Consider the following 26,301-nt stretch of genomic DNA (forward strand, 5'->3'; position numbering starts at 1 on the left):
GTATAATATGACAAAAAATCCAATGATAATAAACAGCGAACTGGACATCCTGAATGTAAACGGGCATGTCCATTCGCCTTATTCATTCTGTTCTTTCGATTCCATTGAGCAGATGTTTAAAATGGCCAGGGAAGAGGATGTACATGTACTTGGTATCAACGACTTTTTTACCATGGACGGTTATCCTGAATTCAGCAGGCTAAGCAAACAATATAAAGTCTATCCTCAGTTTAACGTGGAGTTTATCGGCTTGCTGAGCGACCTGCAGGAACAAGGAATTAGAATTAATGACCCGAATAATCCGGGACGAATCTACTTTAGCGGTAAAGGCCTGAGTTATCCATTAGTGATCAACGATGAAAATAAAGCATTTATTGACGGACTGATCAGTGAAAGCCAGCGCCAGATAAAGGAGATGACACAAAAGGCGAGTGCGTTGGTTGAGGCCATCGATCCGGAACTAGGATTCACATATGAGTCGGTAAAAGCTGCATACGCTGAAGAGCTGGTCCGTGAGCGACATATCGCTAAGGCCATCCGCATTGCTGTATTTGAAAAATATGTAGAAGAAGCCGACCGTAAAGCATTTTTTGAAAAGCTGTATGACGGAAAGGCGGTAAAAGCCGATCTGAACGATATTGCTTCTGTGGAAAACGAACTGCGCGGAAATCTTCTGAAGAGCGGCGGAAAAGCTTTTGTGGAAGAAGACCCGGCGGCATTTCCACCATTGAAACGCATTATTCAGTTTATCCTGAATGCCGGTGGTATTCCATGTTATCCGGTTCTTCTGGACGATAAAAAAGGGAATATTCTGACGGAATTTGAATCGCACTGGGAAGCCATGGATACCATTCTGCAGGAACTGAATGTGCATGCCGTTGAATTAATTCCATCCAGAAACTCAGTGGGAAAACTGAGGGAATTTGTAGCGTACTTCAGGGCGAAAGGATATGCAGTATTTTTAGGATCAGAGCACAATACACCCGGTGTATTTCCGGTGGAAGTTAAGATTGAAGGTACACAGGTACTACCGGACGACCTGAAACATGTATCGTACGAAGGTGCCTGTCTGATTGCAGCTCATCAGCATCTCCATGCCAACGATCAGGCCGGTTATGTGGATGAGGAAGGCAATGCAGATAAACAAAATATTGAGAGCTACATTAAAATGGGCGATGAAGTGATCAAATCATTTATTAAATAACAGGGAAGAGACAGATATGGAACAACACGTTAAAGATCTGATTGAAATATCGCAGTTTTACGGGAAAAACAGTGAGATGGTGATTGCCGGTGGTGGGAATACCTCGGTAAAGACAGACGATAAAATCTGGGTCAAAGCCAGTGGAAGTGCCCTGAGCACCATAACCGAAGAAGGATTTGCGGTTCTTGATCGCGCTAAACTGAAGCTGATTGCACAAAACAGTTACAGCAGCGATCCGTTTGAAAGAGAACAGCAGATTAAAGACGATTTGTATGCAGCCACCATCACCAAAGAACGTCGCCCGTCCGTTGAGACATCACTGCACGACCTGATGAATTACAGCTTTGTGATCCACCTGCATCCAACCTATCTGAATGGTTTGTTGTGCAGTCAGAATGCTGAACAGGTTATAAATGAACTGTTTGGTGACACTGCCATTTACATACCATATACCGATCCCGGCTATATTTTATTTAAGGAAGTTGAAAGTCAGGTTGAGAAATATGTGAAAGAAAAAGGGGTTGATCCGAAAGTTATTTTCCTTCAGAACCACGGTGTTTTTGTTGCTGCAGATACAACGGATGAAGTCAAATCCATTTACGATGATATTTTCAGTAAAGTAAAAGCACAGATCAAAGAAGCACTACCGGAAGAAGTTTTGCCGGTAAAAGAGGGAGTCTCTGAATTTATTCCTGCTTTGCGTATGCTGGTTTCCGATGACAAAGTTAAAACCTTAAAAGTACGCCGAAATAAACTGACGGAACACTTTGCATCAAACGCTGAAAACTTTGATAAAATCAGCAAGCCGTTTACACCGGATATCATTGTCTATTGCAAATCCAACTACATTTACCTTGAGAATACAGAATCAGCAGCAGCGCTCATTGCTGAGTTTCAGCAGAAATATGAGGTGTTTCAGAAAGAACAGACACACGAGCCTAAAGTCATTGTAATTAAAGGCTATGGCATTGCAGCCATTGCTGAAACAGCTGCGCAGACCAACATTATACTGGATGTATTTGAGGACATGCTGAAAATTGGCTGGATTTCTGAATCTTTTGGAGGTCCGCACGCCATGACAGCCGAACAGATACAGTTTATCGATACCTGGGAGGTAGAGAATTACCGCCGTAAGGTAGCTGCCGGATCAGCAAAACCGGGACGGGTAGAAAATAAAACGATCATTGTTACCGGAGCTGCACAGGGCTTTGGAGAAGGCATAGCCAGGGAACTGATCCTTGAAGGTGCCAATATTGTGGTGGCTGACATTAATCCCGAAGTGGGACAAAAGACCGCTGTCGCTTTTAATGACATCGCTTCAAAGAACCGCGCCATTTTTGTTCAGACGGATGTGTCGAATATGGACAGTCTGAATAACCTGATGGACACGACCGTTGCAGAGTTTGGCGGACTGGATGCATTTATCAGTAATGCCGGTATCTTACGTGCAGGCGGACTGGATGAAATGGATCCTGCCACATTCGATCTGGTAACGAAAATCAATTACAACGCCTATTTCTACTGCACTAAAGTTGCTTCAGCAGTCATGAAGCTTCAGAATGCATATAAACCGGCATATTACACCGATATCATTCAGATTAACTCAAAATCAGGACTGAAAGGCAGTAAAAAGAATTTTGCCTATGCTGGTGGAAAATTTGGTGGCATTGGACTAACACAGTCTTTTGCATTGGAACTCGCACCTGACAAAATTAAAGTCAACTCGGTATGTCCGGGTAACTTTTACGAAGGTCCGCTGTGGTCAGATCCTGAAAACGGCTTGTTTGTGCAGTATTTAAACGCTGGTAAGGTTCCCGGTGCCAAAACCATTGATGATGTGAAAGCATTCTATCTGGCTCAGGTGCCACTCGGAAAAGGCTGTTCACCTAAAGATGTGGTTAAAGCAGTGCTTTATGCCATCGATCAGGAAAACGAAACAGGTCAGGCTATACCGGTTAGCGGTGGCCAGGAAATGTTAAGGTAATTATTACTTAAGCAGTTCGGCGTAGTCTCTGGACTACGTCATTTGCTTATATTCAGATTGACGTAGTCTGGAGACTACGCCTAACTATCAGAACAATATAAAAGTATAGACGTTAGTCTATAAAACACGAAACAATGAAAACAAAAGCAGTAAGATTATACGGTAAAAAAGATTTAAGACTCGAAGAGTTTGAATTACCGGCTATCAGCGATGATGAGATTCTGGCAAAGGTGGTCAGCGACAGCATTTGCATGTCGTCTTACAAGGCGGCAACCCAGGGAACAGATCATAAGCGTATTCCTGATAATGTAGCTGATAATCCGATCATTATCGGGCATGAGTTTGCCGGAGAATTGGTTGAAATCGGTAAAAACTGGCAGTACAAATTCAAGGCAGGTCAGAAGTTTTCCATACAACCGGCGATTTATTATCCCGAAGGACCTGTAGGTATTTTAAGTGCACCAGGCTACTCTTATCCTTACTGTGGTGGTGATGCCACCTATGTGATCATTCCGAAAGATGTATTGGTTCAGGATTGTCTGCTGGCTTATGACGGTCCCGGTTATTATCCGGCGTCACTGGCTGAACCATTATCGTGTGTGATTGGTGCCATGCATGCCAACTACCATACAACGCCCGGTTCATACGAACACAAAATGGAAATTGTGGATGGTGGAAAAATGGCCATCCTGGCGGGTGTAGGTCCGATGGGACTTGCCGCCATTAATTATGTGATAAACCGTATAGACCGCAAACCATCTTTGATGGTGGTAACCGATATTGACCAGTCACGTCTGGACAGGGCTGCATCGATCTTTCCTCCTGAAACTGCAAAACTGAACGGCATAGAACTGATTTATCTGAATACGGGTAATGTGGCTGATCCGGTAAAAGCATTGCGCGATCAGACAGGTGGAACAGGTTACGACGATGTATTTGTATTTGCGCCGGTTCCACCGGTGATAGAACAGGGAGATGCCATTTTGGGACAGGATGGATGCCTGAACTTTTTTGCCGGGCCATCTGATCCGAACTTTAAAGCAAACTTTAACTTTTATAACGTCCATTATGCATCAACACATGTGGTTGGAACCAGTGGCGGAAATAACGACGACATGGTGGAATCGCTGGAAATGTTCGCACAGGGACTGGATCCTGCCGGTCTGGTCACCCATATTGGCGGACTGAATGCGGTGCCTGAAACCACATTGGATCTTCCTCATATTCCGGGTGGTAAAAAACTGATTTATACCCATCTGGATATGCCGTTAACTGCGATTTCGGATTTTGCTGAAAAAGGAAAAACAGATCCTTTGTTTGCAAAACTCGATGAAATCTGTAAGGCTCATAACGGCCTCTGGAGTGTGGAAGCAGAAACTTATTTGTTACAAAATACTTTTGCCTGATAAGCATGAAAAAAGTGGCCATCATAACCGGAGCATCCAGAGGAATTGGAAGGCATATTGCGCTTGCCCTTGCTCAGGATGGGTATAATCTGGCACTGGTGGCACGTTCTCATGAAAGTCTGGCAAACATATCTGAAGAACTTAAAAGTTCAGATGCAGAAATTTTACCGGTGGCAGTTGATCTGGAAGACGACACTGCCCCGGAATATATTATAACGCAAACCATCAGCCATTTTGGCCGTTTAGATGTGCTGGTTAACAATGCCGGTATAGCTTTGAACCGACTTTTTACGGAGAGTTCGGTTGAAGATTGGCGTACTATTTTTAACGTCAATGTTAAGGCTTCCTATTTTCTCTGTCAAAAGGCTGTGCCTTACCTGAAAGAAACTTCCCGTCCGGTAATTATTAATATAGGATCGGTGGTTGATCACAAAGGCTATCATAATCAGAGTTTATATGCCTCATCCAAACATGCAGTGGCGGGTTATACCAGTGCGTTAGCCAAAGAGGTTCAGGAACTGGGAATCCGTGTTCATCTGATATCGCCCGGTGGTGTAAATACAGAAATGGTTTCAAAAGTCCGACCGGACATCAATACAGAAGACCTGATTCAACCTGAAGAAATTGCTGAACTGGTTGTGTTTTTATGCAACTATAAGGGCAAAGGAACGATTGATCGGATCGGGATACGGCGCTTTAATTCGCTGGCCTTTGATTAATTTTGATTTCCCGCAGATTTCGCCGATAAACGCAGATTTTTTCAATCGTTGGTTTAAGCTGTGTGTCATGCACAATGTTCCCGATTAGTTTTTATCGCAATTGTTAAAGGTTTCAACAATTTCTGGTAAATCGGCTATAAAAAATATTTCAGCCTGAACCAGGTTAACCACGGCACCACAATCCCCGAAGTATTGATTGATAAAAACTTTAAATTTTTGGTGAATCTTTTTAGATTCAATAATGGCTGTTTGCTGCCCTCTGACACCTGATGAGCTGTTTCGATCATATTCCCAAACCTTAAAATTGTCTTCATAGGGGCTAATGACCAGTAGATCATTATATTGTTGGAATTTTAGGTAGTATAAAAAGTGTTTATCCGAAGGAATATAATCCCGTTCATACAGATCAACCCTGCCGGATTTAATCTTTTGAATAAAAAAATCATCTCCTTGCGATGAATGTGACAAGTATAAATTATCGTCAATTTGATATCCTTTTATCTCATTTGCCTTGTAAACAGTGACTGAATCATTGGCATCCTTCGAAATACAAAACAAATAATAGTTACTCTTTGCTCTGCCTTTGAATGCAAGTAGTTTTGTGGCTATAGTATCGTTATTCATAAATACATATCCATCTGTAAAGGTCCCTTTTGTAAGGAGTTTGTCTAAACATTCCAATGTTTTGCTAATATACTTTTCAGTTTCATTTTCAGATTTTAGCAGTGTAACATTCATTAACAGGATTAAAATAAACAGGCATTTGTACATGGGTATACTTGAGATTTAGGTTAAAAATCTTTTCCAAAAAATTTCGAAATATCAAAATAGTATTTTACGGTTTCATCGGTTTGGGTTTTAAATTCAAGGATGTCGTAAGGTTTTTTACGTTCATATACCAGTGATTGTCCAACAAACTGGCAATCTTCACAGTTTTCCCTGGCATACTGGTATTCTTCTGGAACACTGTTCACAATGATGGCCCTTTCGAAGGAACTGCCATCCCGTTCTGATGCAGGTAAGCCACTGGTGGTTTTGCAGGCAGAAACTGCGAGAATAAGTAGTATGACCGCTGTTATTTTTTTCATGATTCAACAGGTTTAGTAAATAACATATTCTACAAATAAGGTTTGCTCAACTGCCATATTTCCTGTGTTGACCGGCATTTTTGATTTTGAGATACCAGTATTATTTTCTTCGCGCGCAAACATAAGTTCGTTTGCCGGACCGGATGTTGATAATTGTTCATTACTAATCCGGCCTATGGTTTTGTTGGTTTCAGGCAATTTTGTCAATAATTTATCTGCCAGTATACTGGCATTTTCAAGTGCATTCAGGTAAGCTTCGTTGCTCAGGCTGTCGATTTTACTGTGCTGGTAAGTTAAATTCCCAATGGAGAGGTCCTCCATAACCAGAAAGCGGGTATAAAAGTCGCCCAGGATATCCAGATTCCGGATCACCACATGAACCTGTGATGAAGCATTGTATCCGGTGAATACATTTGAATTATTTCGCCACTGATATTCTTTATTTAAGCGTAAACTGGTTGTGAGTATATCTTTTTCATCGATGCCCAGTTTTTTGAGTATGTCGTTTACCGTATTGGCTTTATTTATCAATTTTGTTTTGGCATTTTCCAGGTTTTTATCCACGCAGCTCAGATTAAGATCAATGGATGCCTGATCTGGTTCAGCCAATACATAACCAGAGGCTTTTAAAACTATGGTTTTATTTGATTTATTCTGCTGACAACTAATGAGAATTGTTGAAAGCATAGCAACAATAACTATTTTTTTCATTTCGGAAGGATATTTCGTTTATCAGGCTAAGTTATGAAAATAAAACTTAACAGAGAACAGCCATTAAAATTATTGCTTCTGACAGGTGCTTACCAATCTTATTTCTTAAGTCTTACGTCTAATGTCATTTAAATTATATTGACTTTCTGTTTTTATTAACATATATTTGACTGATTATCACTAAAAATTCTCCCCACATTAAATTAAATCTAACTTGCAATTGCATCCTCCAGGTTGCTACTCTCTACATTTTTCTGATTGGTTAGATATTGTAAACATTAATTATACTACTATGGAAATTTCAGATTTTACAGAAAATCCGGAGGTCTTTATGACCTTGCGTAATTTGAAGCAGGATGGAATTGATAAAAAAATATACTCTGATGTTGTGGATTCAGAGAAGAACCAATATGTGGAATTAGTGCAGGAGGGAGGTGGCGTTCTCGGTGTTGCGCTTATCGGCTATACTTATGTGATGGAACAAATGGGTATCCGCTTTTTCAGTCTGGCGGGTACATCAGCCGGGTCAATCAATGCATTGCTGTTAGCCTCGTTGGGTAAAGTCAATGAGTCGAAGTATGAAAAGCTTTTGAACGTATTAGCATCGAAAAATCTGTACGATTTTGTAGATGGTGATAAGGATTCCAAAGATTTTATTGAGGCCGTAGTGGAAAAAGCCAAACGCGTTAAGCTTATCTGGAAAGGAATGCAGGTGATTGATAACGTATTTGACAGTCTTGGCCTGAATCCGGGGAATGATTTTTACCGGTGGCTGGCTGATGTGCTCATGAAAAATGGTATTGTAACCACCAAAGATCTGCTTGATCAGTTCACCAGTTTGCCCGACGGGTTAAAAATACGTGATGGGGTGGACAGAACTTTAGAGGGGTTGAAGCCAAAATTTGCTGTGATTGCATCGGATATTACAACAGAAACTAAAGTGGAATTTCCCGCCATGAGGTCGCTATACTGGGCAAATGCCGATGAAATAAATCCTGCGTATTATGTACGGGCTTCAATGTCGATTCCGTATTTCTTTGAACCGTTGGTCATAGATAATTTGCCACAGGGTCCTGAAGCCATGAACCGGTGGTACGATATGGCCAAATTTAAAGGAGTCGTTCCTGAAAAAGCTTATTTTGTGGATGGTGGCATCATGTCGAACTTTCCCATAGATTTATTTCATAAGTTTAATACGGTTCCGCGTTTACCTACATTTGGTGTAAAACTTGGTGTTGATCGCAATAAAGCCAATACAGTGGAAAGCCCTTTAGGCTTGTTTGGTGCTCTTTTTAATTCCATAAGGCATCTGCATGATTATGAGTTTATACTTAAAAATCCGGAATTACGCATGCTGGTTCAGAATATTGATATCGGTGAACACGACTGGTTGAACTTTGGGATCACGGAAGAAGCAAAAATTGACCTTTTTGTGCGTGGTGCCAGAGCTGCCGATCAGTTTCTGCGCAATTTCAACTGGGAAAAATATAAGCAGGTGCGTGCAGGTAAGATTATAAAATAGTACTTCTCTTTTTCATACATGTAGATGTATGTATTTTCATTCATACAAGCAGAACCCGGGCATTCATCGTCCGGGTTTTTTATCTGTTTTCAATTCATTTTCTCTTTTCGCTTACCGGGGAATAATGACTCTGAAAGGTTCTGTACCAGACGACAAATATGTTGAATTCTGAATATGTTCCTACAAAAATGTAGGATATATACGCTATGATGTTGTCTAACCTGTTGATATTCATTTTAATTAAATTTATGGCATTTGTATTGTTTAAACCGGATCAGAATATAAAAGATAACGCATATGAAAGTGATTATTCCGGTGGTTGATACTGAGCGTTCAAGGAATGTTCTGGCAAAAAGTTTTCATAATGCAGAGTTTGCTTCTGTATATGATACCGATTCAAGAATGGTAGAGTGGATTGAAACCTCGTCGATAAGTGAGGATGTGGGAAATATAAGCATTGGCCTGAAAAAGATGGGTATTTATGCGGTTATCAGTCAGCAAATGCCGCCTATGGCTTTGGGATTGTTTGTAGAGAGTGGAATTAATGTTTACAGAGCTGAAGGAGATGATTTACAGGAAAATATACTGTATTTTATTGATGAAGAGTTGGAACTTTTTTCATCACAGATGGCTTTTGAGACAACTCCCTCGTGTGGTAGTTCCTGCAATTCGTGTAGTTCAACATCATGTGAAATTTAAATTTTTGAAATATGGCCCTGAGTAAAGCAATTCAGTTTCTGGGAGATGCGATCTCCAGCAAAGAGTTGAGAGATAAATGTGCAGAGTTTAAAACCCGCAGGGAGATGTTAAAATGGCTCGATTTTAACGATGTGGAATTCGAAGATGCAATAAATATGCAGTTGGTAAAATGTCGTTCTGCCGATGATGCCGAATTCTTTCACCAGTTACGTATGTGGTTCAAACTGTTATAGAAAAGACATGGCATATTACGATTTAGAAAAGGTGCGCGGAATAGTTAAGGAATCCACCGGATTGAATATTATGTACGCCTATGATGACCTGGTTTTCCCGGAACATGCGGCATTTATAATCCAATATGATAAGGAAGATGAAAACCATCTGCATTGCTATTTTCATATGGATTGTATTCCCGAAGAAAAAGATAAGATTTTCAGCGATCTCACCCAAAGTTGTTTTAAAACAATGACCACGATACAGAATAGTGGTAAATTTGAGATGGCGCAGAAGGGTGGAGAAGTGGAAATAAAGTTTATCTGAACGAAACGTCTGATCTATCCTCCGTGGGCAAAATCGGCATAGAGCTCCATTCCTCCGTCAACAAATAAGGTTTCACCGGTGATATATCCGGCTTCACTGGAAGCAAGCCATAAAACAGCAGAAGCAATATCTTCAGCCCTTCCCGCTTTTCCGAAAGGTATTTTACGGAGTATTTTCTCTTTCTCATTGGGATCCCTGAAGTTTTCGATGTTAATGGCTGTTTTTACAGCACCGGGAGCCACAGCATTGACCCTGATATTCTTTGGTGCGAGTTCCATGGCAGCGGTCTTCATCAGCATGGAAGCACCAGCCTTGGCTGCTGTATAATTGGCACGTTGTGCCCAGGGAATATTCTGATGAACCGAGGTAATAAATATGATATTGCCGGGCATTTCATCTTCATGCGTTTCTTTCTGCAGAAAAAGTTTAGCAGCTTCGCGAGTACATAAAAAATGACCTGTCAGATCCACATTTATTACAGCATTCCAATCCTGTAATGACATATCCCAGAACGGAGCATCCTTTTGTCTTCCGGCATTGTTCACAAGTATATCAAGTGTGCCTATCCTTTCCATTATTTTAGCAAACATGGCTTTGACCGCCGTCTCGTCACTGATATCTGCCTCAATATATATGGCTTTCCCGTTTTCTGAACGAATCTTCTCTACCACTTCCCTGGCCTTATCTTCCTGATTAAAATGATTCACTACAACCGTTGCTCCTTCCGCAGCAAAACGAAGTGCGATTGCTTTTCCTATTCCACTTGAGGCACCTGTAATCAGTGCCACTTTTCCCTTCAGTTTCATATCATCCATTTATATGTCTAATATCCTAAATCTTTTATCTTATGTCTTATATCTTAGATCTATTTTGTTTTACTCAGTTGGAGGGCTGCACTGATGAGTCCCAGATGGGTAAAGGCCTGCGGAAAATTCCCTAGTTGTTCTCCTTTCATGCTGATTTGTTCGGAATACAGTCCCAGATGGTTAGAATATCCCAGCATCTTTTCAAATGCCAGCACAGCTTTTTCTTTCTCGCCGGAACTTGCCAGACATTCTACATACCAGAATGAACACATGCTGAATGTTCCTTCCTTTCCTGTGAACCCATCACTGGCCCCTTCGTCCAGTCTGTACCGGTAAACAAGTGTGTCGGTCACCAGATCGTTCTCAATTGCCTTAAGCGTTGACATCCATCTTGGTTCTTTCGGACTAAGGATTCTTACCAGTGGAATTAGTAAAGAAGAAGCATCCAGACTTTTTGAGTTCCTGAACTGCACAAATGCTTTGAGTTCCGGATTCCAGTAATTATTATAAAAGTCATCGAAAATATCATCGCGTGTTTTTCTCCATTTTTCCAGTGGCGCAGGGAAAGAACGATGTTCCGCGATCCGTATTCCCCTGTCTATGGCAACCCACGACATGACTTTTGAAATCAGGAACTCACGTTTTTCGTCCCTCACTTCCCACATTCCACGGTCCTTTGTTTTCCAGTTGTCGCAAACAAAGTCGACAAACTTCTTCAGATTGACCCAAAATTCATAACTGATAGGTCCTCCGTGTTTGTTATACAGGTAAATGGTATCGATAAGTTCCCCGTAAATATCAAGTTGAAACTGGCTGTATGCACCGTTTCCTGTTCGTACAGGATATGACTTTCTGTAGCCTTCCAGAAAATCCAGAGATTTTTCTTCTATATCTTTTCCGCCATCCACTTTGTACATCAGTTTCAAATCGCCTGCATCATAAATTTCGTTACAACGATCCTCAATCCAGTGAATAAAATGTTTTGCCTCGTTCATATATCCCAGCTGTAAAAACACGCGCATGGTAAACGCAGCGTCACGGATCCATGTGTAGCGGTAATCCCAGTTACGGTTTCCGCCAATAACTTCCGGCAGTCCCAGGGTAGCTGCTGCTATGGTTGATCCAAATTCATAAGAAGTCAACATTTTAAGTGTAATGGCAGACCTGTTGACAATCTCCTGCCATTTCCCTTTATATTTAGATTTGCTGATCCAGTTTCTCCAGAAACTGATGGTTTCTGAAAACAGCTTTTCGGTGAAGTAGGTCGCGGGTTTAAGCTGTATAACCGAGTCTTCATCGCCACCACTGATAAGGATGAGGAAGATTTCATCTTTCGAATTCAGTTTGGCTTCTGCTTCAAACCTGTCATCCTTAAATGAAAATTCAAGATTGCTTTTCAACACCAGTTTTTCTCCATTTTCAGATTCAATCATGATCCGGTCCATTTTGTCTGTATATTCAAAGCCGGCCTGACCAAAGTTGAATGCCGGTTTAAATACCACTCTGAAAGTATGTGTGCCTTTAATGACTTTTAGCTTTCTTACCAGAATAGTCTTTTCCTCAAATACTACAGGTGGCATAAAATCAGTAAGTTCTGCAATACCGTCTTCTGCCAGATACCGTGTAAGCAAGACAGCAGTGTCCGGTAAATACATTTGTTTATAATTAATGTCTTCACTTTCAGGTTCTATCAGAAAAAAACCGCCTTTATTTTTATCGAGCAATGAACCCAGAACCGGTGGTGAATCAAATCGGGGATATGGCATATAATCAATGGATCCTTCAGTTGAAACCAATGCTCCTGTTTGAAGGTTGCCTATCAACCCGTAGTTCTCAATTGGCAAATAATCATTATCAGTTTTCATTTTTAACTTGTTTTACATGCATCATATTATTGCCAGGATTGTCCCAATAACAGGACCACGTATACGCTTCAAGTATTAAATAATGTGAAGGCGTTTACATCCTTCTGACAATACATCTAACAGAGGGATTTAAACAATGAGAAGCAGAATCACTTTCATAATTAAACGTGAAGTAATTCCTCAGAATGTGTAATACTATCTACAGGTTTTACAGGTGTTTGTAAATGTTTATCCTTCGGGATCACTTTACTGAAAAGGATATTAGCGTTACAGGATTCAAGTGATGCCGATTTTTTTTGTTCGTGTTAATTATTTATAAAAAGGTCGTAGCAAATGGATTAGAATTGTTATTCATAATATTGTTATTCAAAAGGAGAACTTGAAGAACTGGTCATCTTTTTAAAAACACGAAGAAGTAAGGCAATATTATAGATGCTCAAAAATAGTTGACGAAAGTACCGCTTTCCGGTCAGAAGATATTTTTCGTAAAATACTGAAAATGACGTAAATTTATGTACTTCAACATAAAATTTGCAAATTCTCAGTTGCCATGAAAAATTCACAAATCTCCCCGGTTCGTTTGTTGGTAGCAGCGATTGCGGTACTTTTATTTTCTTGTTCTGATACTAAGATGGACCCATGTGATGATACGGTTGCACCGGAAATAACCGTTTCGTTGAAAGCTACTGTTACAGTACTGGATAAAGATAACAATCCTATTCCTGACCAATTACTTTATTTTAATATTTACAAAATTCCATGTGGGACTGCAGCAAAAGGATTCTTTAATTTTGATGGTAATACCAACGAAAGTGGTATGCGTGCTTCAACAGTTGTTGGATACAATCTGCGAAATACAGAGGACGAAATATGGGTGGATGTTCATGCGGTGAATCTTGGCAATGGTTCTGCTGAGGCTGATTCTGAGTATGCTATTTTATCCTACGATGATTTTGAATCTTCCATTACTACTAAAGAAATACATGTTTTTATTTACCGAAAGTTTTGACAGATAAAGTGAAAAGTGAAAAGTAAAAAGGCAAAAGGTTAAGGTTAAAAGTAAGGGTTGCGTGCGTTTATTTGTTCTTTAGATTTCCGGTTCTTATCCTCGTTAGCAAAGGTGGTATGATTATGAACCATTTTTGATGTTTAAGAGAAACTTCCCAAAAAGTCAGACAAAATTCTCATAAATTTTTTATTTCTGATCTTAAATTTATGCATAGAATCCGTACAGAAATTAGTTATCTGAAGGATTCGGCTGGACTGTAATGATCATTCTTGATTGAGAATTGTTATGCTAGAGAATAATATTTTACATCATGACAAAAGTTATATCTATTATAATTGGCAGTGTGAGGCCGGGAAATTATACATCTAAGGTTGTTAAAGTCCTGGTTGATGAGATACGAAAAACGAAGGATCTTACAGTAAACATTATTAATCCTGTGGATTATGAACTGCCCTTTCCAGGGATGAACAATCACTCAGAAGATGTGAGTCGTCTACGACATCTGGTTGCTGATTCTACAGGTGTAATTCTCGCCACACCGGAGTATCACGGATCATTCAGTAGTGTGATAAAACTGATTATAGAAAATCTTGGCTATCCATCTGTGTTATCGGGAAAACCCATTGCCCTGCTAGGAGTGGCCAGTGGTGAAATTGGAGCTGTTAAATCACTGGAAAGTTTACGGGGTGTCTGTTCGCATGTAGGAGGGATAATTCTTCCGGGCCCCATTTCTGTAGCTCACGTTAAGGACAAATTTGATGCAAACGGTAATTGTACAGATCTTAAAACTGAAACCAGATTACGTAAACTGGTTCAGGCCATGGATGCTTATTTTAACGATTCCATTTGTCCAAAATTCTACATGGAAGAGATGGTAAGAGACCAGGAAAATTTAATTGTTTGAATATGACTCAGATGATCAGGCTTGAGGAGGCAGCTTTAATGATTTTTGCATACGTGATGTCGCTTGTGTTGGGATTCAACTGGTGGCTATTCTGGGTTTGTCTGCTGATTCCTGACCTTAGCATGCTGGGCTATTTATCCGGACCACGGATAGGAGCAGCATTATATAACTTGTTTCATCATCGTGCTCTCGCTCTTATTATTGCCTTGACTGGTTATTTTCTGGAACTTCAGTGGTTGTTGTTCGTTGGTATCGTATTATTCGGTCACAGCTCGATGGATCGCATATTCGGATACGGACTGAAGCACAAGGATGATATTAAGCACACGCATCTGGGTTGGATAGGACAGGAATCATCAGATAAGAATCCAATAAAATATTCCGGCTGAGCCGATTAAAAAAATAAAATTCAGTGTCAAATTTTCATTGTTGAATTGTTTGTGTAAGTCATTTTGGCATAGATAGTTAAAAAGTATAAATTGCCGTTTTAAACATAATTTTTTGAAAAAAACTGACATCCAGATATTTACAATAAATGTGATATTTCTGCTATGTTGTACCCGTATCTTATGGCATATCCTTTGATTAATTAGTGTCGAAATTAAAACATAAGTCTAACTAAAAAATGGAGGATTCAATTATGTCACTGTTAAGAAAATCATCTGATAACTATCAGAACAACATGTTTCCATCCTTTCCTTCATTACTGGACAGATTTTTTGAAGGAGATTTGATGGACTGGAACAATTTCAATTACGCTGGTATGAATTCAACCTTACCGGCTGTAAATGTTAAAGAAACCGATAACGACTTCACGATTGAAGTTGCAGCACCAGGGATGAAAAAAGACGATTTCAAAGTAGACTATGACAATGGACGTTTGATAATTTCATCCGAAAAAGAGTTTAAAAACGAAGAAAAAGAAGGTGAGAAAATCACCCGAAGGGAATTCAGTTATCAGTCATTCCAGCGTAGTTTCAGTGTATCTGAAAAAGTTGTGGATGCTGAAAAAATTTCCGCTAAGTACGAAGATGGAATTTTGCATATCAGTATTCCCAAAAGGGAAGAGGTAAAACCAAAACCGGCAAAAACCATTAAAATATCATAATAATTTAAACCCGGGCAGGACGCAGTGCCTGCCCGATTTTTTATATATCATGAAGGGAAATTTTAATGCACTCATTCATTCAGATGTACCTGTTTTAATTGATTTTTTTGCAGAGTGGTGTGGCCCGTGCAAAGTTCAATCTCCTATTCTGGCTCAGTTTGCTCGCGAGATGGAAGGAAAAGTAAAGGTCATTAAGATTGATGTGGATAAAAACCAGGAAATGGCAGCGCGTTTTCAGATTCGTGGTGTACCAACCCTGGCACTTTATAAAAACGGACAAAGTCTTTGGCGTCAGTCAGGTGTTGTGGATCATAATCAACTAAGCGCTATTGTATCACAATATATATGATTCTTTGGGGTGATTTAGTTAATTATCTATAAACGATATCATTATTTGAATTTACCGGGGACATCTCAGGTTTATTAGTCGTATATTTAAACGTTAAGATCGTTTTCCCATCCTGAGTTATGTTGCACCATCACGCTGCATACTTCCTCTTACCATGAATTCGATATTTAAATTTAAAACGTTAGTTATGGCTAATAACATGTATAAAAAAAATCAGCCCACAGCTGTTTCTCCTGATATCAATAACCTCAAGGAAGTAATCATCGATTTTAAAACCAGAATTTATATCGATAAGGATGCTGATGCTGAGGAAGCAAAAGAACGTTATCTTTCCCGTCTTGAAAGAAGAAAAAAGTAGGGAACAGCATACGAAGAAAAGGCCTTATTATTGGCTTTAGCTAAGACTGTTTTCTTAAAATGATTACTTTCGTTTAAAAAATATGCCTGCTATTGCATCCGATTTATGTACTCAATGTATGAAGTGTGTGAAGGATTGTCCTTCAGACGCCATTGAAATAGGCCATTGGCACATTAATGATTCCTGTATTCATTGTGGCCACTGTGTGGCTGTTTGCCCTGAACAGGCTGTAATGCCCGAGTTTGGTGATGTGTTGCCAGTGATGAATTCAGGTATTGATCCCTTGATATACCGTAATTTTACAGCAGACTTACGAAGTTGCAGATCTTATAGAGACAAAGCTATACCTTCAGATTTGTTGGAAGACATGATAAAAAATATGAGCCGTTATCCGTCTGCCAGTAATAAAAGAACGGTTCATGTGACAGCTATAATGGACAGAAAGAGAATTCAGGAACTGAACGACCTTACGGCTAAAACACTGTTAAAGGCAATAGGACTTCTGACACACCCAATAATCTCACCCTTTGTAAATCTTATTTCTCCCCAATATGGTGCAAAAAGCCTGGAAGCATACAAGCAAAAATATACTAAAAGGCAGGAAACCAACCCATCCCAAATCTGTCATGGTGCACCATTGGTGTTACTTTTTCATGGTACTAAGGGTAAATACAGTCTGGCCAAAGATGATGCCTTAATCTGGGCAACATATACAACACATTACGCTCACTCAGCCGGTCTTGGGAGTTGCTTCATCGGGTTTATTGTGAAAGCCATGGAACGTAGTAAAGGAATGAGAACAGCTTTTGGAATTCCGGATACACATCAGGTATTTGCAGCTCTGACAGTGGGTTACCCGAAGACAAAATATCTTAATGAAGTATCCAGAAAACCTCCGGAGTACAACATAATCTGATTATTTTTTAACATTTACTTGTTTTTACCAAATAAACTATTTTACTTTGTAGTGTATTAATATACTAATACACCAAAACAATAGAACATGATTAAAATTGATCAACTCACATTTGCTTACCGTAAACAGTCGGCATTATACAATCAGCTTACGCTTGATATTCAGGGTGGAAGTATTGTAGGCCTGCTTGGAAAAAACGGTGCCGGCAAGACAACACTGTTGAAGCTCATTGCCGGATTGTTACAAACACAAGATAAAGGTAGTATTGAGACTCTAGGTTTTAAGCCCGGATGCAGAAACCCTGAATTGTTGCGGGATATTTTCTTTATTCCGGAAGAGTTTGAATTGCCTTCAGTATCCATGAAGGATTTTGTAAGTGCCATTCGCGGGTTTTATCCCGGATTTGACACAAAAAAAATGGACCGGATACTTTTGGATTTTGAATTGGATCCGGGACGGAAGCTTAACAAGCTCTCTTATGGACAGAAAAAGAAATTTCTGATCGCAGTGACTTTGTCCTGTGGCAGCAAGCTTTTAATCCTTGATGAACCGACCAATGGCCTGGATATTCCTTCAAAGGCCGTATTCAGAAAAGTGATTTCCGGTGCGTTGACTGAAGATCAGCTGGTACTGATATCAACGCATCAGGTTAAGGATATTGAGACCATAATTGACAAGGTGATCATTGTGGATCAGGGCACTATTATACTGAACCACAGCATCTATGATATTACAGAAAAGTTTTCTTTTAAATCGGTAACAGATCCGGATAAGTATCAACCACTGTATCAGGAGGCGGTTCCGGGTGGATATAAGATTGTCACTCCACGAAACGGAGAGGAGACCGACCTGGATATTGAGATTTTATTTAATGCAGCCACCAAAGGCATCAATTTCGACTAAAAAAGCTTATGATTATGAATAGTATACAATCCATTTTTAGTATCAAACGTTTCGGTTTACTCATCAGGCGCGAAGTGATCATGAAACGGTCTTTTCTTTTAATCGCCTCGGTAGGATTATTTATTGCCATTACAGCAGTGACCCTTTTTATCCTCGGAGTGGATCGCAATTACAGAAGCTGGGATATTAATAAACAATCCGCTCTTTTTCTGGCTCTTTTTGCAATCTGTGGAATTGTGTTTTCCGGAACAGCTTTTCCTGCATTCAGAAATTCGAAAAAGACCATGGATTATCTGCTGATACCAAATTCAATGACCGAAAAATATTTATTTGAAGTTTTGTTCAGGATTTTAATCTATATCCTTGTATTTCCGGTACTGTTTTGGCTGGCCGCCAATTTTGCAGGAGCCATATTTAACAGCTTTACAACTACTCATTATGAGTTGGGATATAATCTTTGGACGCCATTTAAAATGATCCATAAGGAAGTTCACTTTACACAAGGAGAGGTTACTATCTATGCCATGGTATTGTTTTTAATTTCCATTCCGTTTACCGGATCTGCTTTCTTTTCAAAAGCTCCGCTATTTAAGACCCTCATTTTTTTAGCTGTTCTTATAGGTACATATTGGTTATATGGCTGGATCCTGGATGAAATATTTGGTTTTACACATGCACATGGCTTTGATCCTGATATAACAAAAGAAACCGGGATGAATATAGTTACGTCTGTTTTGGTTTTTTCAACTCTTGTGTTACATGCATCTGCGTTTTTCAGGTTAAAGGAGAAGGAGGTTTAATATGGAATTTAAAAATACCAAAAGTATCTTTCAGCAAATTGGTGATACCATTTGTGAGAAGATACTGAATGAAGTATATCATCCCGGCGATCGTTTACCTTCGGTAAGGGAGATGGGAGCTGACATCGGGGTTAATCCCAATACCGTAATGCGAACCTATACTGAACTTCAGAACGATAATATTATCAGTAATAAAAGGGGTATTGGCTTTTTTATCAATGACGATGCCGTGAAGATAATCCTGAATAACAGGAAGAAAGAATTTTTTGAGCAGGAGCTTCCTGAATTTATAAAAAAGGTTGATCTGCTGAATCTTTCAAAGGAGGAGATGGAGCCCATAATTATTAACCTGCAAAAATGTATAAAACAATGAAAACAAGTAAAATAATTCTATTCTCTTACATAAGTCTTCTGGCACTGATATTCCTGGGTTTTGTAATATATCTTACTCAATTTGATCACGAAACCAGGCACAGGGAACAGATGGATTTTAAAACTATATCTGTGGAACTACCATCGTTTAAATATATTTCTGTTGACGAACAGTCTGTAACAGTACGAAGTGGAGAAATCACGGAAATCACGGTTTTGGTCAGAAAGGATACTAATGATGTTAAAATAAACTACCATTTAGCTCATGACACACTATTTATTAAAAAGTCAGATGCATATATTAATCTGACCGTTAATATTACTAATCCTCATGTCGTTAACCTTATTTCAAATAAAAGTCATGTTTGGATCAATGACATGAAATCAGACACTCTAAATTATGAAGGAAGTGGAAATAGCGAGTTGAGCGGATTTAGGAATACTGAAATTCATGTAGTTAATGCCATGTTGTCAGAATCCCGGTTCTATGCTTATAACGGATCGTTTGACCAAATAAATCTGGATGCGGACAGAAGTAATGTTAATGTCAGGTGTATGATGTCGGAGATAACAGGTCAGATTAAGGATAATTCCGAGGTTCGGTTCAATAATGCCGAAGTCTTAAACATGAAAAAGGATAAAAGCAGCCGGTTTTACTGTTATCCGTAAAATACCTTTCCTAAAGCTTTAAGCTTTAGGAAAAGTAATATTTTGGCATACAGTCGTAATTTTCATATTTTGATAGATTAAAAAATTAATTAATGCGAATAAACCAGAACTAATAATGAAAAGAACTTTACTTTATTTGATGTTACTCTTTGTGCCAATATTAATTAATGCCCAAAGTATTTCCGGAAAATTAACAGATGAAAATTATACTCCATTAGCATATGTGAATATTGGTGTTGTTGGTTTAAACAAAGGAACTATATCTTCCAGTAATGGCATGTATAAAATAGACATTTCTGGAGTTGATAATGAAAAGATAGTTAGATTCTCACATGTAGGATATGTTAGTATTGATTTTAAGGTTGGAGATTTAAAAAAAATGCATGATGAATTATTGAATCTGAAAATGAAAGAAAAAAAGATTCAACTTCAGGAAATTACTGTAAAACCTTCTAATGAAGAACCTGTTTATATAGGCTCTAAAAAAGCTGGAAGAATGGCTTGGGTATGGAGCGAAGCAATTAACGGCGCTGAAATTGGCACTTTGTTCAGAAACGATAAATCAATTCTTTTAGAAAAGTTCTATTTCCATATAAGAAAAAATTATTGTGATAGTATTTTATACCGAATTAGGATTTATAGTGGAGAAGATGAATATCCTCAGAAAATTATAAATACAAAAGATATACGATTTATCTCAAAGAAGGAGAAAGGCTGGGATAGCGTTAACCTTTCAGGCTATAACATTACAATTAATAATGATTTTATCGTCACTTTAGAAACTCTTGAAAGTTGGACAAGTGAATATAAAACAACTCATTTATCTGTTGGGAAGGCGAAAAGTGGATTGAGCTTTTCCAGGGCCTCCAGTATGGCTCCATGGACAGAATTTGGTAATCAGATGAGTTTTAGAATTGAAATAAAGGAATTGAAAAAATAAATTCAGTTTTAGCTAACCAGTCATTATGCATTCGGTTTAAATAACAGATAAAAATTTTGCATAAAAATCAAATTCTGTTAAAATGTGAAAAGCGGAAGAGGAGAGTTGTACTTTCCTGCTTCCGCTTAGCTCTGAAAAGCTATTTTGACACTAATCTAACAAATTCCTGACGATAGTCGTGTGGATCAAATGTTTTGGCATTTTTAGCCAGATCGATCACCATCTGTTTGTTCAAGGTACCCATGTAATCAGACTCTTTCATCAACAATCCGAATCCGGCTACAGCTGTTGCAAACCGCATGTTTTCAGATGCTGAAGCCAGATTTACCGGTTCTGAAGTAACCTCATGTGAGATCAACCGGCTTTGTTCCTCATTCGGTTTTTTATATCTGAAGTCAAACTGAGCATAGATTCCATCGGTATGTTGAGGGTTCATCACAATTTCATACAATGCTGTAATGGTTTGAGTTGAACCAATCTCACCGGCATCGGTTGAATCATTTTTAAAATCTTCATCATCCATCTGTCTGTTTTCATAACCTATAAGTCTGTAGCTTTCAATTTTGTCCGGATTAAATGTAACCTGTATGCGGGCATCCTTAGCCACGGTATAGAATTTTGAAAGTTCATAGGTAAATACCTTTTTTATCTGGTTGGCATTATCGATGTATTCATAATTCCCGTTGCCCTTATTGGCTACCTGTTCCATCATGTAATCATTCAGATTTCCGGTTCCGACACCCAAAACTGTAAGATAAACACCGCTCTCACGTTCTTCCTCAATCAGTTCAACAAGGTCTTCGGTAGAGTAGGGACCAACATTAAAATCACCGTCGGTACCAAGAATTACCCGGTTGTTTCCGCCCTCAATAAAGTTTTCTTCTGCAATGGCATAGGCTGTTTTAATGCCTTCAGCACCGGCAGTAGAGCCACCTGCACCCAATTTATCTATGGCTTTTTTAATCTTGCTTTTTTCTGATCCTGAGGTTGACTGGAGCAACACACCGGCGTGACCGGCATAAGTTACAATAGCTATTCTGTCATTTTGACCCAGGTTATCCACCATGGTTTTAAACCCGGCTTTGAGAGTCTCAAGTTTGTCGTCATAACTCATGGATCCGGATACATCAATCAAAAATACATAATTGGAAGACGGTAATTCATTAGCGGGAATGCTCTTTCCTTTCATGCCAAGCCGTAGCAGGTAATGATCACTGTTCCAGGGACAGGAAGATAATTCTGAATTCAGGGACACATTTTCTCCATCTGTTGGTTCCGGATAGTCAAAGGTAAAATAGTTAATATACTCCTCAATTCTCACGGATGCAACAGGTGGAACTTGTCCTGAATTAATAAAACGACGCATATTGGCATAGGATCCGCCATCAGCATCAACCGAGAATGTGGAAACAGGATCATCAGTTACATTTACAAACGGATTTTCTCCGTAATCTTTGTACTGTTCATTTTCCGGAATACCCTGAATACTTTGAAAATCTGAGTATGCATAAAATCCGGCTTCATAATTATCAGTATCGCAGGAGCTGATGATAAGAATAAGAATTGTAAAAATAAGTAGGTTTAAGTAAAGTTTCATGGTTACATATTTTTATTTATTAGACATGTAACAGAGTAAGCTTACTTAAAAATGGTTGCATTTAATATGCCAGTCCGTTTTTTATTTAAACAGGAGTGAATCTTTACCAATAAATTTTGTGAATATAATTTGATGATTGAGACTGAAACTTAATGATATAAATGTCGTGGTCATGCAATGGAATGACAGTTGTACCTTTTGCAATCTCTGTCTCCAGCTTTTTCTGCCCGTCAAGCTTGAAAACAGTTATAATACCCTCATGATCCGTTTCAATTTGGATAGCGTTTTCTCCTGCCCAGATCCTGGTTTTAGGAGGCGATACCTGTATTACTTTTGTATATTCATCAGATATCTTACCGATACCGGAATAAGATTTTACAATATTCGGAACATCAGTTGCTTCCGTCAAAACACTGGCATAATCATATAGATTATCCGGAGTAAAATTACATGCGCGCACAAACTCTTCACTGCTGCTCAGAGGATCAGATTTTGCACCGTTAATATTTGAAATCCCTTCCGGTAGTCTGCTGCAATTTTCAAATATATTGTTAACAAGAAGACCTTGACCGTTTTCTGAAAGTTTTCCGAATACCGGCTTTTTAGAGTCTTTAAAGTAATTGTTTTCGATGTAACAGTTGGTATTGATGCGCAGATCCAGACCATCACCTTCACAATCCTCCATAAAATTGTTAAAATAATGATGTTGCCCGAACCGCAAAAGAGGAAGCCTTGATCCATAGATTCTATAGAAATAGTTGTGGTGAAAGGTTATGGTCCGGTTATAATCATCGCTGCTACCTTTTCCTGACAACATAGCCTTGGAGTGATCATGAAAATAGCACCACGAAATAGTCATGTTTTGTACATTGTTCTTATTGTCCAACAATCCGTCGTACCGGTCTTTGTTATCAATATTCTCGTTATAAAATTCACAATGGTCAATCCAGATGTGCTGGCTGATGCGTTCCGCTTCAGGTATACTTTCTGCGTCAGCCTGAATACCTATACAGTCAGGATCTCCGATTGTGGTGACACCGTCCGTATCCAGAATTTTATATTCACCGTCGCGTGTTGCAGGAACATCTTTCATCGTGAACCGGATGTTACGGATGATAATGTTTGACTGGCACTGAACCACCAGGCCTATACGGTTGAAAAAGGCCTGATCACCGATGCCGATGAGTGTTTTGTTGGATCCTACCCGTAAAACAGCTCCAAAAGTTGTTGCTATAGCATCTGTTGTATCACTGTTTACAATGCTTCCATCTGCATTCACCCATGTATCAACACCGGTATTAAATTCTTTGGTAATTCGAATAATATAAGGTGCTGATATCGCTTCAACATACTGTTTTAATTCGGCAAATGTGGTTGGCGTTACAATCTGACCACCCTCTCCACCGGTTGTTACGCCGTTGAGCGTAGCAAAACCGATCATGCTGAAGTCCGGTGTCTGACTTTGGTTCAAAGCCGAAATCAAAAAAAGAGATATGATAAAAATCGTCTTAAACGCTTTTTCTTTCATTATTACATTCGTTAGCAGGCTATAAAATTAACAATAAATGCATACCTGCAAGCACGAAAGCATTTCTTATCTCTTTAAATCAGTGAGACTGCGATTTCAGAAACGAAGTGAAATGAAATTACAAAGTCGAACTGATCCCGACCTTTTGTCGAGGGATCTATGATCTATGGGTTTTATTCCCCGCCGCTTGGGACGATTAAACGAATAATTATTTATTGATACCCCGTCTGCTCTGCGGCGGGGCCCTCATTTATGCTTATCTTGACCGTATTTCACGTCGCATAAACATGTAATAGGAGATGAGAAAACAGATGAGGGTAAGCGCAATCAGTCCGGTAAGTTGAGGCCAGACCACCATTAAACTTTGTCCCAGAGGTAAAGGGCCCGGAATGGCGCCCTGTATCTGTCCCTGGGTTAAGGGGCCTAGACTGCGCACTGAAGGTACTAAAAGAGTAGAGGTGATCTCACTGAACAGCTCGTTTGGCATAATCTGCGTAAGTCCGTATTTCAGTGTTTCATATCTGAAGATTGTTCTGGGCAAAGCGTATCTTGATGGTTGTATTCCCTTTAAAACCAGATTCATCAGAAGCGGATAAAATACGGTGAAAAATAACCATACTGCGATGCCTGATAATGCAGATGTGGCCGCTTGCTTAAATCTGACGGAAAACAGAATAGACAGGTTCAGCCAAAAGGAAACATAAATGACGCTTATAAGCGTATAAACCATTATTCTCAGAAACTCTTCAGGTGTGGGAGGTATACCCAACGCCAGTAAACCAGTTCCTATGACAAGAAAACTAAGAGAGAAAAACATAATGGCAACGACTATTGTCCCTGCAATAAATTTTGAATTCAAAACATAATCGCGTGGTACAGGTTGAGCCAGAATCCGGCTTAAAGTGCCCCTGTTTTGCTCTGAATTAATAGCGTCGAAACCAATACTAATTCCCAACAACGGCCCCAGAAAACTGACAAAAACAAAAAAAGAGGGAAGGGTTCCGTCTGACTGTGTAAACAACTTCAAAAAAAAGAACTCATCATTTGAAGCACTTTTTTTTACCACCTCGGCAAAACCTGAAAGTGATACATAAAGAGAGCCCAGGCAGGTGAGAGAAATAATTATCAGAAGTATAATAAACCTCCAGCTTCTTACATGATCCGAAATTTCTTTCCGTACCATGTTCCAAAACGTGGATGATAATGGATTTTCAATCTTTCCTGATGATGAGAGTAAGTTTTTAAATGAGGTTAAATCTGATGTCGGATTTTGTTGTATTGTACTGGATTTCATGCTTGAAAAATTCTAAATTCAACTAAATCTGCTTAAAATGAATAACTGTATTCATATAGTTGTCTCTGCGCCCTGGAAATAGCGTTCATAAATGTCATCAAGTCCCAGGATTTTTTTATTCAGGCTAAGCAGTCCTGCTCCACTATTGATGACAAATCTGGACACTTCTGCAGCAACATCTTTTTGTGCTCGAATATTGAAGTGGTTATTATCAAACCTTACCTCAGATATATCCTCAATATTCTTCAGCCCCTTAAGCAGCAACTCTTTTTGAATGTTATTTGAAATATCTATATCGCCTTCAATAAATGTATTTTCTTTAGTGAAAAGCTGTGCGGAAAGGCTTTGTATATCACCTTCTGCCAGAAGATTACCCTTAACAAATATGCCCACACGGTCGCACACTTTCTGTATCTGATACAGGTGATGTGAGGAAAGCAAAACGGTCATCTTTTCTTTTTTGCTCAGTTCCACGATCATCTCCAGAAATTCTTTTACTCCTGAGGGATCAATTCCCAGGGTTGGTTCATCCAGAATGATAACCTCCGGATCCTTGATCAGCACATCTGCAAAACCGAGGCGTTGCCGCATTCCACGGGAATATTTTCCGGTCTTTTTCTTCTTTTCCTGCCCAAGACCGACCTTCTCCATCAGAAGGTTAGCTTTTTCTTCAGCTTCGTGTTTTGACAGCCCATTAAGGCGTGCAGTATATATGAGATTCTCAAGTCCGCTGTAGTCATCATAAAAACCTACATCTTCCGGAAGATAACCCACCTTTTTCTTCACCTGTATTGGTTGCTTTACCGGGTTGATCCCACACACGCTGATTCGGCCAGAATAAGGTTCGGTAAGGCCCATCAGCATTAAAATTGTAGTGGACTTACCTGCACCGTTTGGCCCGAGCAGTCCGAATATTTCACCTTTGGCAATGTTCAGGCTCAAATGATTTACAGCGGAATACTCGCCATATTTTTTCGTTAGATCTGAAATTTCAATGATGTGATCCATAA

At 39.3% G+C, this 26,301-nt stretch carries 29 protein-coding genes; 20 read left to right on the forward strand and 9 right to left on the reverse strand.

Annotated features, from left to right (window positions below):
- Positions 1–22: 22 nt before the first annotated feature.
- From ACE1ET_RS14920 to ACE1ET_RS14935, 4 genes are all read left to right on the forward strand, one after another.
- Positions 23–1,204, forward strand: a complete 1,182-nt coding sequence (locus ACE1ET_RS14920) for a PHP domain-containing protein (RefSeq protein WP_375729223.1) — start codon at positions 23–25, stop codon at positions 1,202–1,204.
- 16 nt (positions 1,205–1,220) lie between these two features.
- Positions 1,221–3,188 (forward strand): SDR family NAD(P)-dependent oxidoreductase, encoded by a 1,968-nt coding sequence (locus ACE1ET_RS14925; protein ID WP_375729224.1) that lies wholly within the window; start codon positions 1,221–1,223, stop codon positions 3,186–3,188.
- A gap of 134 nt (positions 3,189–3,322) precedes the next feature.
- On the forward strand, positions 3,323–4,594 hold the full coding sequence (locus ACE1ET_RS14930; RefSeq protein WP_375729225.1) for a zinc-binding dehydrogenase: 1,272 nt from the start codon (positions 3,323–3,325) through the stop codon (positions 4,592–4,594).
- Positions 4,595–4,599: 5 nt separating this feature from the next.
- On the forward strand, positions 4,600–5,313 hold the full coding sequence (locus tag ACE1ET_RS14935; RefSeq protein WP_375729226.1) for an SDR family NAD(P)-dependent oxidoreductase: 714 nt from the start codon (positions 4,600–4,602) through the stop codon (positions 5,311–5,313).
- Positions 5,314–5,397: 84 nt separating this feature from the next.
- Here ACE1ET_RS14935 and ACE1ET_RS14940 read toward each other — a convergent pair whose 3' ends face one another.
- From ACE1ET_RS14940 to ACE1ET_RS14950, 3 genes are read right to left on the reverse strand one after another with little or no spacing between them, the layout of a single operon-like run.
- The gene (locus tag ACE1ET_RS14940) at positions 5,398–6,051 is read right to left on the reverse strand and encodes a hypothetical protein (protein WP_375729227.1); all 654 of its coding nucleotides are present in this window, start codon (positions 6,049–6,051) and stop codon (positions 5,398–5,400) included.
- A 53-nt stretch (positions 6,052–6,104) separates the two neighbouring features.
- The gene (locus ACE1ET_RS14945; protein ID WP_375729228.1) at positions 6,105–6,401 is read right to left on the reverse strand and encodes a hypothetical protein; all 297 of its coding nucleotides are present in this window, start codon (positions 6,399–6,401) and stop codon (positions 6,105–6,107) included.
- Between the two features lie 12 nt (positions 6,402–6,413).
- Positions 6,414–7,112: an SIMPL domain-containing protein gene (locus ACE1ET_RS14950; RefSeq protein ID WP_375729229.1), complete on the reverse strand. Its 699-nt coding sequence runs from the start codon at positions 7,110–7,112 to the stop codon at positions 6,414–6,416.
- Between the two features lie 292 nt (positions 7,113–7,404).
- On the opposite strand from ACE1ET_RS14950, the gene ACE1ET_RS14955 reads away from it, so the two are divergent.
- From ACE1ET_RS14955 to ACE1ET_RS14970, 4 genes are all read left to right on the forward strand, one after another.
- Positions 7,405–8,634, forward strand: a complete 1,230-nt coding sequence (locus ACE1ET_RS14955) for a patatin-like phospholipase family protein (RefSeq protein ID WP_375729230.1) — start codon at positions 7,405–7,407, stop codon at positions 8,632–8,634.
- Between the two features lie 297 nt (positions 8,635–8,931).
- Positions 8,932–9,333: a NifB/NifX family molybdenum-iron cluster-binding protein gene (locus tag ACE1ET_RS14960; RefSeq protein WP_375729231.1), complete on the forward strand. Its 402-nt coding sequence runs from the start codon at positions 8,932–8,934 to the stop codon at positions 9,331–9,333.
- Positions 9,334–9,344: 11 nt separating this feature from the next.
- Complete coding sequence (locus ACE1ET_RS14965; RefSeq protein WP_375729232.1) at positions 9,345–9,566, forward strand: hypothetical protein; 222 nt, start codon at positions 9,345–9,347, stop codon at positions 9,564–9,566.
- Between the two features lie 7 nt (positions 9,567–9,573).
- Positions 9,574–9,873, forward strand: coding sequence for a hypothetical protein (locus ACE1ET_RS14970; RefSeq protein ID WP_375729233.1), 300 nt, complete (start codon positions 9,574–9,576; stop codon positions 9,871–9,873).
- 14 nt (positions 9,874–9,887) lie between these two features.
- Here the strand turns inward: ACE1ET_RS14970 and fabG are convergent, their stop codons facing one another.
- Both fabG and ACE1ET_RS14980 read right to left on the reverse strand, forming a co-directional pair.
- The gene (gene fabG / locus ACE1ET_RS14975; protein ID WP_375729234.1) at positions 9,888–10,679 is read right to left on the reverse strand and encodes a 3-oxoacyl-ACP reductase FabG; all 792 of its coding nucleotides are present in this window, start codon (positions 10,677–10,679) and stop codon (positions 9,888–9,890) included.
- Positions 10,680–10,738: 59 nt separating this feature from the next.
- The gene (locus ACE1ET_RS14980; protein ID WP_375729235.1) at positions 10,739–12,544 is read right to left on the reverse strand and encodes a glycoside hydrolase family 15 protein; all 1,806 of its coding nucleotides are present in this window, start codon (positions 12,542–12,544) and stop codon (positions 10,739–10,741) included.
- 550 nt (positions 12,545–13,094) lie between these two features.
- On the opposite strand from ACE1ET_RS14980, the gene ACE1ET_RS14985 reads away from it, so the two are divergent.
- The 12 genes from ACE1ET_RS14985 to ACE1ET_RS15040 all read left to right on the forward strand — a co-directional run bounded on the left by ACE1ET_RS14985 (position 13,095) and on the right by ACE1ET_RS15040 (position 20,872).
- The gene (locus ACE1ET_RS14985) at positions 13,095–13,553 is read left to right on the forward strand and encodes a hypothetical protein (RefSeq protein WP_375729236.1); all 459 of its coding nucleotides are present in this window, start codon (positions 13,095–13,097) and stop codon (positions 13,551–13,553) included.
- A gap of 310 nt (positions 13,554–13,863) precedes the next feature.
- Positions 13,864–14,457: an NADPH-dependent FMN reductase gene (locus ACE1ET_RS14990; protein ID WP_375729237.1), complete on the forward strand. Its 594-nt coding sequence runs from the start codon at positions 13,864–13,866 to the stop codon at positions 14,455–14,457.
- Positions 14,458–14,459: 2 nt separating this feature from the next.
- The gene (locus tag ACE1ET_RS14995; RefSeq protein ID WP_375729238.1) at positions 14,460–14,846 is read left to right on the forward strand and encodes a DUF4260 domain-containing protein; all 387 of its coding nucleotides are present in this window, start codon (positions 14,460–14,462) and stop codon (positions 14,844–14,846) included.
- Between the two features lie 236 nt (positions 14,847–15,082).
- Positions 15,083–15,565, forward strand: a complete 483-nt coding sequence (locus ACE1ET_RS15000) for an Hsp20/alpha crystallin family protein (RefSeq protein ID WP_375729239.1) — start codon at positions 15,083–15,085, stop codon at positions 15,563–15,565.
- Between the two features lie 49 nt (positions 15,566–15,614).
- Positions 15,615–15,914 (forward strand): thioredoxin, encoded by a 300-nt coding sequence (trxA, locus tag ACE1ET_RS15005; protein WP_375729240.1) that lies wholly within the window; start codon positions 15,615–15,617, stop codon positions 15,912–15,914.
- A 187-nt stretch (positions 15,915–16,101) separates the two neighbouring features.
- Positions 16,102–16,272 carry a hypothetical protein gene (locus ACE1ET_RS15010; RefSeq protein ID WP_375718865.1) on the forward strand — a complete coding sequence of 57 codons (171 nt, stop codon included), beginning with the start codon at positions 16,102–16,104 and terminating at the stop codon, positions 16,270–16,272.
- A gap of 82 nt (positions 16,273–16,354) precedes the next feature.
- Positions 16,355–17,188 carry a nitroreductase family protein gene (locus tag ACE1ET_RS15015; RefSeq protein ID WP_375729241.1) on the forward strand — a complete coding sequence of 278 codons (834 nt, stop codon included), beginning with the start codon at positions 16,355–16,357 and terminating at the stop codon, positions 17,186–17,188.
- An 87-nt stretch (positions 17,189–17,275) separates the two neighbouring features.
- On the forward strand, positions 17,276–18,091 hold the full coding sequence (locus ACE1ET_RS15020; RefSeq protein ID WP_375729242.1) for an ABC transporter ATP-binding protein: 816 nt from the start codon (positions 17,276–17,278) through the stop codon (positions 18,089–18,091).
- 14 nt (positions 18,092–18,105) lie between these two features.
- The gene (locus ACE1ET_RS15025) at positions 18,106–18,891 is read left to right on the forward strand and encodes a hypothetical protein (protein WP_375729243.1); all 786 of its coding nucleotides are present in this window, start codon (positions 18,106–18,108) and stop codon (positions 18,889–18,891) included.
- Position 18,892: 1 nt separating this feature from the next.
- Entirely contained in the window at positions 18,893–19,264 is a 372-nt protein-coding gene (locus ACE1ET_RS15030; RefSeq protein ID WP_375729244.1) for a GntR family transcriptional regulator, read from the forward strand.
- Positions 19,261–19,932 (forward strand): hypothetical protein, encoded by a 672-nt coding sequence (locus ACE1ET_RS15035; RefSeq protein ID WP_375729245.1) that lies wholly within the window; start codon positions 19,261–19,263, stop codon positions 19,930–19,932. Before ACE1ET_RS15030 ends, ACE1ET_RS15035 begins: the two co-directional genes overlap by 4 nt.
- A gap of 115 nt (positions 19,933–20,047) precedes the next feature.
- Complete coding sequence (locus tag ACE1ET_RS15040; RefSeq protein ID WP_375729246.1) at positions 20,048–20,872, forward strand: carboxypeptidase-like regulatory domain-containing protein; 825 nt, start codon at positions 20,048–20,050, stop codon at positions 20,870–20,872.
- Between the two features lie 139 nt (positions 20,873–21,011).
- On the opposite strand, the gene ACE1ET_RS15045 is transcribed toward ACE1ET_RS15040, so the two are convergent.
- From ACE1ET_RS15045 to ACE1ET_RS15060, 4 genes are all read right to left on the reverse strand, one after another.
- Entirely contained in the window at positions 21,012–22,469 is a 1,458-nt protein-coding gene (locus tag ACE1ET_RS15045) for a vWA domain-containing protein (protein WP_375729247.1), read from the reverse strand.
- A 103-nt stretch (positions 22,470–22,572) separates the two neighbouring features.
- Positions 22,573–23,997 carry a pectate lyase family protein gene (locus ACE1ET_RS15050; protein WP_375729248.1) on the reverse strand — a complete coding sequence of 475 codons (1,425 nt, stop codon included), beginning with the start codon at positions 23,995–23,997 and terminating at the stop codon, positions 22,573–22,575.
- 256 nt (positions 23,998–24,253) lie between these two features.
- The gene (locus ACE1ET_RS15055) at positions 24,254–25,291 is read right to left on the reverse strand and encodes an ABC transporter permease (RefSeq protein ID WP_375729249.1); all 1,038 of its coding nucleotides are present in this window, start codon (positions 25,289–25,291) and stop codon (positions 24,254–24,256) included.
- 51 nt (positions 25,292–25,342) lie between these two features.
- A complete protein-coding gene (locus ACE1ET_RS15060; RefSeq protein ID WP_375729250.1) occupies positions 25,343–26,299 on the reverse strand; it encodes an ABC transporter ATP-binding protein in 957 nt (318 codons plus the stop codon).
- Positions 26,300–26,301 lie beyond the last annotated feature (2 nt).

Origin of the sequence: Quyinboa mangrovi (assembly GCF_042219825.1) — a bacterium.
Lineage (GTDB): Bacteria > Bacteroidota > Bacteroidia > Bacteroidales > UBA5342 > JBHJHP01.